The sequence below is a fragment of the Oceanobacillus halotolerans genome, assembly GCF_010993955.1.
Lineage (GTDB): Bacteria > Bacillota > Bacilli > Bacillales > Amphibacillaceae > Oceanibacillus_A > Oceanibacillus_A halotolerans.
The window spans coordinates 225,264-233,919 of sequence record NZ_WIXL01000004.1 but is presented as its reverse complement, the minus strand read 5'-3'; the positions used below and the strand labels follow the sequence as shown (position 1 = coordinate 233,919).

Sequence of the window (8,656 nt, the reverse complement as noted above, 5' to 3'; positions counted from 1 at the left end):
TATCAGCCATCATGAATACACCAGTAACATACGTATTTACCCATGATTCAATTGCCGTTGGGGAAGATGGTCCAACGCATGAACCAATTGAACAGCTAGCTGCATTGCGAGCAATTCCGAATCTTTCCTTAATCCGTCCAGCTGATGGAAATGAAACACAAGCAGCATGGCGCCTAGCAGTGGAATCCACCGATCAACCAACAGCACTTGTGTTAACAAGACAAGGATTGCCGACATTAGAAGGAACTGCTGAAAAAGCATATGAAGGCGTACAAAAAGGTGCATATGTCATCAGTCAAGCTGAAAAAGACACACCAGATGCCATTCTGTTAGCAACAGGATCAGAGGTTCAATTAGCTGTAGAAGCACAAAAAGCTCTACAAGGAAAAGGAATCGATGTTTCGGTTGTCAGCATGCCTTCATGGGATCGATTCAACCAACAAGATGAAGCATACCGCAATAACGTCATCCCACCAAGTGTGAAGAATAGAGTTGCAATTGAAATGGGATCTTCCTTCGGCTGGGAGCGTTATGTAGGCGATAATGGTATTATTCTTGGCATTGATCGTTTCGGAGCTTCCGCAAATGGAGACAAAGTAATAAAGGAATATGGATTTACAGTTGATAATGTAGTGAAACATGTAGAATCATTTGTGAAGTAAAGGAAATAAACCAGTAATGGAATTTGGCATCCATTACTGGTTTTTGGTTTAGTTGTAAAAAGAGCTGGTTTTTGCTTAAGTTTGGTATAAATTGGCTCAAGTTCACAATTTATACGCTTAAGTTATAGCATGTCACTACAAAATGCGCCGCAAAATGCAGTGATAATGAGTTTTTATCGTTTTTTTATCTCTAAACTCATACAACCAATCGCGACAGTCATTCCATCGGTTGATTCTTATTCAAAATACGGTCCAACCAACCTTGATACAGTATGTGGACAAAACTTTTTAGCTTATTAAATTCTTATTGACAAACAACTTTAAATTTCCTACAGGATGAAAGCCAATTCGTTTATAAATACCTAGTCCATCTGGTGATGCTTCTAAAACACTGTACAATGCGTTTGATTGTTTAACTTGTTCGATTAAGTAGTATACAATAGCAGAGCCAAATCCTTTTCCACGCATGGAGGCTAATGTGGCAATATCATAGACACCTACTGTTTGATCATGAAAGAATAATGATCCAGTTGATACCATTTCACCTAGATAGAATCCACCATATAATTGCGTGTCACTTAAGCCCTCTAATGGAAGATCGGCTATTTTTTCATACTGTTGCTGCATTGCTTTTCCTTCTTTTTTGTCATATAAGGAAGCAATAATTGCCGCGAATTGTTTTACTTCCTTTTTAGTCGTAATTTGTTTAATTTGAAAACCTTCTATGTTAGAAGAATGATGTTGCAGGTCATTTACTTTAGCTGCCATTGCAGCATAGGCTGTATGATATTCTGTTAATCCAATTTCTTTTACGTATTCACAAACCTCCGAATAACGCTCCCAACACCACATACTCATAGGAAGACTTTCATTGGTAAACGCTATGATTTCATCCATTAACGATTCTTTGAACATTTTAAATTGATTATTGCGTAATGTAATCACATTCAAATTATAGGTTGGCAGGTTACAATTGACAGCCACATAGTTAGGATGATGTTTCACTGTTGTTTTATTAATTGCCTTTGGAAAATAGCTTGTTTTCCTGGCTAGATTTTCAATTAAGTAATCTTGTACGGCTGTTTGAATCATACTTTACTCCTTTAGTAACTAGTTAATTGCCTCTTTGATACTTTCGACAACATCTTCTGGAACCCATTGTGTCCATAAGTCTTCGTTTTCTTTTAGAAAATGTACTGCTGCTTCATATTCTGTTGCTTCTTCTTCTTGGATATAAATTAATGCATTATTCGCTATTTCGCTAGAAGTTTCAACGTTACTTAGAAAATCAGTTACTTCCGGTGCTCGCTCCATTAATCCACTACTGGCAATAATGTCAATATTTTGTGCCCCGATACTTTCTAATACACCATTTTCATCTTCTTCCATAATTGGGATCATATCAAATTTACCCATAACCCAGTTTGGTTCATAGTTATATCCGATCCAAGGTTCCCCGTTTTCATAGGCAGTTTCTAATGATACATTTAACGCTGCCTCAGAACCTGGGCGGAAATAGTTATAATATTCATCTAATCCATAGTGTAAAAAGCCATCATGTAGAATTTCATCTACCTCCCATCCAGAAATGGAACCAATGATACGGCCTTTTGAATTATCCTCTGGGTCTTGGAAAATCTCCCAGTATTCTGGTAAATCTGTAATATATTCTAAATCGGGAGCCATTGGTTCGATTCCCCGTTCTGGATCCCCTTCAATTACGTAGGAAGGTACATATAACCCTTGGTGATTGTCATCAAAGTTCAACGAAAGCTTATTGAAATCGCCGTTTTCAATTCCTTCTGTATAAGTGTCGCCCACATTTTGTGTCCAAACCTCCATATGAACATCAACTTCATTTTCCGCTATTCCTGTAAACAAGGCAGGTGTTGAACCAGATATTTGATCAGTTTCATAACCATATCCATTCTCAATGATGATTCCAGCTAATTCATTGTAAAATCGGTTACTATCCCAGCCATTATCAGCAAAAATAATCGGATCTTTGTCCTCCGTACTAGCACTACTGTCATCACTACACCCAACCAGAATGATAGCTGTGAGTAGTAAACTAAATTGTAATAGTTTCATCTTCAATAGTCGTTACCTCCACATAGTTTTTTTCAAAATGACTATTTTCGAAAGTTTGTAGTTTTTCTTTTACCAGCATTGTAAAAAACAACAAAGTGCGAAAAAAGTCTTCGTAATAGACTGAATTTATCTATTACCTTTTTATTATTATGTATTCAGAAAAATTATACAAATGGGATATTAGGGATAATTCTTTAGATATATGGAAGAAAAGGGAGTTTACATAATCCTATTAGTATAACATGATAGAATTCCACACTTTTTTATGTAATAGGAAGAAATAATGCCTTTTTTAGCAATAGGAGATAAAATAAAAGCCTGCCTCTATCTATTAGAGCCAGGCTTTCGAGTCTTTCTACAAATGTATTAAACTGCTTCTTCCACTTGATTTTCGCGTTTCTTTTCTGAAGTATCTACAATGATACTGGCTGTTGCATCACCCATGACATTAACAGAAGTACGCATCATATCAAGAATTCGATCAATACCTGCTACTAATGCAACCCCCTCTAAAGGTAAGTTAATAGCAGTTAATACCATCATGAGCATAACCATCCCAGCACCTGGTACACCAGCAGCACCGATTGAAGCTAATGTTCCGACAAGAGCAACGGTTAAGAGCTGGGTGAAGGTTAGGTCAACACCGAAGTACTGTGCAATAAACACCACTGCAAGACCTTGATATAAAGCTGTTCCGTCCATGTTAATAGTTGCACCTAAAGGCAGGACAAAACTACTTGTTTCTTTTGATACATTTAAATTTTCCTGGGTACTTTTCATGGTAACCGGCAATGTACCTGAACTACTGCTAGTTGTAAAAGCAACAGCTGCTGCAGGGAATATTCCTTTAAAAAAGCGAATAGGACTCATTTTACCAAATGATTTAAGAGCAATGGAGTAAAGGATAGCCACGTGAATAATACAAGCAACTAGCATGGCGATAATTACTTTGATTAGTGGGAGTAGTACAGAGATCCCATATTGACCAACAATTGGTGCGAGTAAACCAAAAATACCAATTGGTACGAGCAACATAATAATACTTGTGATTTTGTACATAACTTCTGCTAATCCATCAAAAAAGTTCTGTACAGGTTTCGCTTTATCGCCTACAATTGTAATCCCAATCCCAATAAAGACAGCAAAGAATATAATCTGTAGGACATTGCCAGTAGCTAATGATTCAATCGGATTGGTTGGGATAATATTTAATAATGTTTGAACAACACCTTCTGTTTCTGTAGGTGCAACCGACTCTTCTTCTATGGATACATCTAAGCCTGTTCCAGGTTGAAACACAAAACCAGCCAATAAGCCAAATGTTATCGCAAAGAAACTAGTTATTAAGTAAAAAGAAACAGTTTTTCCACCTAACCGGCCTAATCTTTTGATGTCACCAGTGCTCGTAACACCAACGATAATGGTAGCTAGTATTAATGGCACTATAATAAATTGGATAAGGCGTAAAAATAAGTCCCCAAGTGGTTGGACGACTTCAATTTGCTCACCAAAAATTAATCCAGCAACAATGGCTAGCACAAATGCACCGATTATTTGATAAATAAGACGTTTATTCATGTTCTCCCTCCCTTCGAATTTGGGGTAGAAAGGGAAGGTCAAGAGGTGGAGTAAAAATGACCTTCAAAACCTTTCTCCTTTTAAAGTGTATTACACGATAATTTTAAAATTACAATTTTTTTATTCAATTCAGTATTCTATTGTCTGATAGAGTTTTACGAGTGACAGGCACCACCCGAAATTTGGCGAATATTGTCGAAAGAGCAGGAAACAGGATGCCGATGTTGGCATCCTGCTTTGATGTGCACATTTATAACGTGCTGTTGGATCATATCTTCATGATTATTGCTTGGTTAAGTATGTTTTTCCATTCCGTTGTTCTACTTTTCCTTCTTTCATTAACTTCCCTAATGCTCGTTTAAAGGCGGCCTTACTTATATTAAATGTTCCACGAATATCTTCTGGGTCACTTTGATCACTAAGTGGAATCTCACCACCGTTTTCTTCTAAATGCTTTAATATGACTTCTGCATCTGGACCAATGCTATGTGTTTTGAATGGACGAAGTGATACATTAATGGTCCCATCATCCTTCACTTCAATCACACGCCCTTTTACGAGTTCCCCTAAACGAGGTTCTTCTATTCGCTCACTATGGTGGACAAATCCACGATATTGCTCCTCGGTAAAGATGGCAGACCCTTCTCTACTAGTATGATACACTCTACCTGTAACAGGTTGATGTAACAGTTCAAAAGGAGCATATTCCCGTTCACGCATAAATACCCCTTCTGTGGCTGGAATGGCTAATAGTCGTCCTTTCTGATCTTTTCCTAAGGTAGCATAGAGTTTATCTTCTTTTTGTGGCCATACATTTTCGAATAAAGGAAGATCATCTTTCGATACAAGAATTTCTTTCGTAGTTCCTATGTTAACAAATACACCTAAGTTAGGAATAACCTCTGTTACTTCCGCCCAACCATATGTATCCATTTGAATGGCGGGGAGTTGTGTCGTTGCGATAGTTTGTCCTTTTTTGTCTTGATACAAAAATACAGTTACCTCCTGATCAGGTTCCAGTTCCTTGTCTGTTTCATTGTGATGGAGTAACACATCATGTTCCAATACATATCCTGTATCAATTTTCCGAACAACGTGTAATGTTTGAATGGTTCCGATTTTTGTATGTATCATCTATCATACCTACTTTCTTTCTATAATTAGAAAAGGGATACCCTATTACAAGAGTATCCCTTTTATGGAAAAGTAACACATAAGCTTTTTATTTTTATTGTGAAATTTGGGCGTGTAAATTTCATTAAAACTAGTCTATAACCGCGGTCTTTCGTTCCACTGGTGTTTTCTAACTTAAGCAACGTAAGCCCTACCTGCTCTTACGTCCTTGCGACCCTTTAGTCGCGCCAGTGTGAATAAGCATCTTTAAAAACATAAGTAGAATGCCAGTATGCTTATTGATTACTTCTCAATACAACTTATGTATCATCTCATACATTGACTAGCTTGTCAATATTTTTGGGAAAGAATGTCGCTTCATAGTAAGGGGGTCAGTCTTCGTACCTAAAATTCAGACTTTCCTCAAAAAGGTTCATTCTCCTGATAGGTATTGCTTGTTTCACTCTTATTGCGAGGCTGTTTTTAAAAGGGTGTTGCTTTTTCCAGTATGAATCTTAATGAATAGTTGATGTATGATGCGCAGTAAACTAAACCGTTGATTTCTGTAGCGGTAATTTTAGCTAAATGTTATTGCACCTCATATAGATGTTGCGACGTAAGAAGGCAACAAAGTATGTGAAATGAGCCTATTGTAAAAGGCGTAAAAAGAGTTCGGTTTTCTCGCGATGAAGTCCCAGTCCATCATAAAAATTCCATTCTTCGTGCAAATAATTCAGTTTATTTTGCCTATTGTGCTATGATAAAGTGATAATGATCCGAAAAAAACTACCATAGACAAAGGGGGAATTAAGATGACAGAACAAATAGGGTTACGAGCATTGGAACGAGATGACCTCTCCTTCATACATACATTAAAAAATAACCCAGCTATTATGCCACTTTGGTTTGAGGAGCCTTATCAAACACTTGCTAAATTAGAAGATGAATTTGATAAAAATATAGCCAACCCTCATCAACGTCAATTTATTTTACAAAAGAATGATGAAAAACTCGGATTAGTCGAGTTAGTATCTATCAGCTCGATTCATCGAAAAGCAGAGTTTACGATTATGATTGATCCGATGCATCAAGGTAATGGCTATGCTTATCCTGCGACACGTCTTGCAATGGACTATGCCTTTTCTAATTTAAATTTACACAAATTGTATTTAATTGCTGATAAAAAGAATAAAAAAGCAATACATGTATACAAAAAAGCAGGATTCTATCATACAGCAGATCTACCTCATGAGTATTTTGTTAATGGATCTTATCATGATGCAATCATCATGAGTATTTTGGAAGATGAGTATTGGAAAATGAATAAATAATAGAGTAATGGAGTTGTCATCATGCAATTATTCTTTCAAGTGATTTTACCGATCATTGCCGTTTTCGGAACGGGGTATATACTACAACGGTTTCGCGTACTAGATGTGAAGTCAATTGCAGCGGTATCAATTTATATCTTTTTGCCAGCACTTGTTTTTACAACATTATATGAATCTAGCTATAATCAAGGATTTACAACGATAATTATCTTTGCATTTGTGCTACTTGCATTCATCATTATGATCAACCGAATCTTAAAGATTATCTTAAAGTGGGAACAGTCTGTGGAGAGTGCTTCCATTCTTACAAGTGCGTTTATGAATGGTGGTAATTATGGGGTACCAGTTATCCTCTATAGTATCGGTGACGAAGCAATGCCATACGCCGTGTTCTTTATGGTCTTACAAACATTGATTATGAGTTTCTTTGGTGTATACTATGCATCCAGAAGTACCTCAGGCATGAAGCAAGCATTCTACACGGTTTTAAAAATGCCAGCAACACATGCTACGATTCTAGCATTTATTTTTCAACAAATAGATTGGGAGATTCCAGAATCAGTTTACTCTCCGTTATCCATGTTAGCAGACGCTGCGATACCATTGATGATGGTTGTGTTAGGGATGCAACTCGCATCAATTAAATCGTTATCCTTTAATTGGCCCGTTCTATCTTCAGCGGTTCTGATTCGAATGGTTATTTCACCATTAATTGCGTTTGGATTTATCTCGTTTGTATCGGTTGACCCTGTTATAGCAGCAGTCATTTTGATAGTCTCTGCAATGCCAAGTGCAGCGACAACAACCATGTATGCAATAGAGTTTGATACAGAGCCAGATCTTGTATCAAGTATTACATTAGTTACCACCATAGTAAGTATTGTGTCGGTAACCATTTTATTAAATTTAATTGCCTAAAAGAAAAACGAAAACTGTTATGTGAGCATTCGTCTCATATAGCAGTTTTTTCTTTACAATAATTTTACATTCCCTTTATGTTCTGTTAATAAATTCCTAGTAATCTATAACTATAGGTGGAAAGTGCTCATCAAGGGAGGAATTGGCGTTGAACGTATTAAAACAGAGTCAACTAAAGGCAGTGCCCCAAAAAATGAAAGCCGAAGAGATGATTTATGAGATAGAAAACTTCAGTTTATGGTATGGAGAAACAGAGGCATTACATGAAATTAATATGACGATTCCTACTAATCGTGTCACTGCGATTATTGGTCCATCTGGGTGTGGGAAATCAACCTTTATTAAGGCATTAAATCGAATGGTGGAAATGGTTCCTTCTGTCCATATGGAAGGAAATATTGTATACAATAGCACGAATATATTTGATCCAAGTTACCGTGTAGAAGAATTAAGAACCAATGTTGGGATGGTATTCCAAAAGCCAAACCCATTCCCAAAGTCAATCTATGAAAATGTCGCATATGGTCCAAAGATTCATGGGATTAAGAAGAAAAAACACTTGGATGCAATTGTGGAAAAAAGCTTACGTGGTGCAGCATTGTGGGATGAGGTGAAAGATCGCTTACAGGACAATGCATTTGGTTTATCTGGTGGACAGCAACAGCGTCTTTGTATTGCTAGATGTCTTGCGATTGAACCAGATGTTATTTTAATGGATGAACCAACATCAGCACTTGATCCAATCGCAACACTAAAGGTAGAAGAGTTGGTCCAACAATTAAAAGAAGAATATACCATTGTCATTGTCACACACAATATGCAACAAGCGGCACGTATATCAGATAAAACAGCTTTCTTTTTAAATGGAGAGTTAATTGAGCACGAGGATACGAGTATGCTTTTTTCTAACCCAAAAGATAAACGAACCGAAGATTATATTACTGGTCGATTTGGCTAAAAGAT

At 36.9% G+C, this 8,656-nt stretch carries 8 protein-coding genes; 4 read left to right on the top strand and 4 right to left on the bottom strand.

Annotated elements, in window-relative coordinates; translation table 11 throughout:
- On the top strand, nucleotides 1–662 hold a 662-nt coding region (locus GHC26_RS07690; protein ID WP_318936995.1), incomplete at its 5' end, for a transketolase-like TK C-terminal-containing protein.
- A gap of 288 nt (nucleotides 663–950) precedes the next feature.
- Here GHC26_RS07690 and GHC26_RS07685 read toward each other — a convergent pair.
- From GHC26_RS07685 to GHC26_RS07670, 4 genes are all read right to left on the bottom strand, one after another.
- Nucleotides 951–1,754: a GNAT family N-acetyltransferase gene (locus GHC26_RS07685; RefSeq protein WP_163970673.1), complete on the bottom strand. Its 804-nt coding sequence runs from the start codon at nucleotides 1,752–1,754 to the stop codon at nucleotides 951–953.
- Nucleotides 1,755–1,772: 18 nt separating this feature from the next.
- Nucleotides 1,773–2,753, bottom strand: a complete 981-nt coding sequence (locus GHC26_RS07680) for a glycine betaine ABC transporter substrate-binding protein (RefSeq protein ID WP_163970689.1) — start codon at nucleotides 2,751–2,753, stop codon at nucleotides 1,773–1,775.
- Between the two features lie 366 nt (nucleotides 2,754–3,119).
- Nucleotides 3,120–4,331, bottom strand: a complete 1,212-nt coding sequence (locus tag GHC26_RS07675) for a dicarboxylate/amino acid:cation symporter (protein ID WP_163970672.1) — start codon at nucleotides 4,329–4,331, stop codon at nucleotides 3,120–3,122.
- A gap of 282 nt (nucleotides 4,332–4,613) precedes the next feature.
- Nucleotides 4,614–5,465 carry a CvfB family protein gene (locus GHC26_RS07670; protein WP_163970671.1) on the bottom strand — a complete coding sequence of 284 codons (852 nt, stop codon included), beginning with the start codon at nucleotides 5,463–5,465 and terminating at the stop codon, nucleotides 4,614–4,616.
- A 791-nt stretch (nucleotides 5,466–6,256) separates the two neighbouring features.
- Between GHC26_RS07670 and GHC26_RS07665 the strand changes: the two genes are divergently transcribed.
- The 3 genes from GHC26_RS07665 (at nucleotide 6,257) to pstB (ending at nucleotide 8,651) form a co-directional block, all read left to right on the top strand.
- On the top strand, nucleotides 6,257–6,775 hold the full coding sequence (locus tag GHC26_RS07665; RefSeq protein WP_163970670.1) for a GNAT family N-acetyltransferase: 519 nt from the start codon (nucleotides 6,257–6,259) through the stop codon (nucleotides 6,773–6,775).
- 21 nt (nucleotides 6,776–6,796) lie between these two features.
- A complete protein-coding gene (locus GHC26_RS07660; protein ID WP_163970669.1) occupies nucleotides 6,797–7,693 on the top strand; it encodes an AEC family transporter in 897 nt (298 codons plus the stop codon).
- Between the two features lie 193 nt (nucleotides 7,694–7,886).
- Nucleotides 7,887–8,651 (top strand): phosphate ABC transporter ATP-binding protein PstB, encoded by a 765-nt coding sequence (gene pstB, locus GHC26_RS07655; RefSeq protein WP_226376897.1) that lies wholly within the window; start codon nucleotides 7,887–7,889, stop codon nucleotides 8,649–8,651.
- Nucleotides 8,652–8,656: the final 5 nt, after the last annotated feature.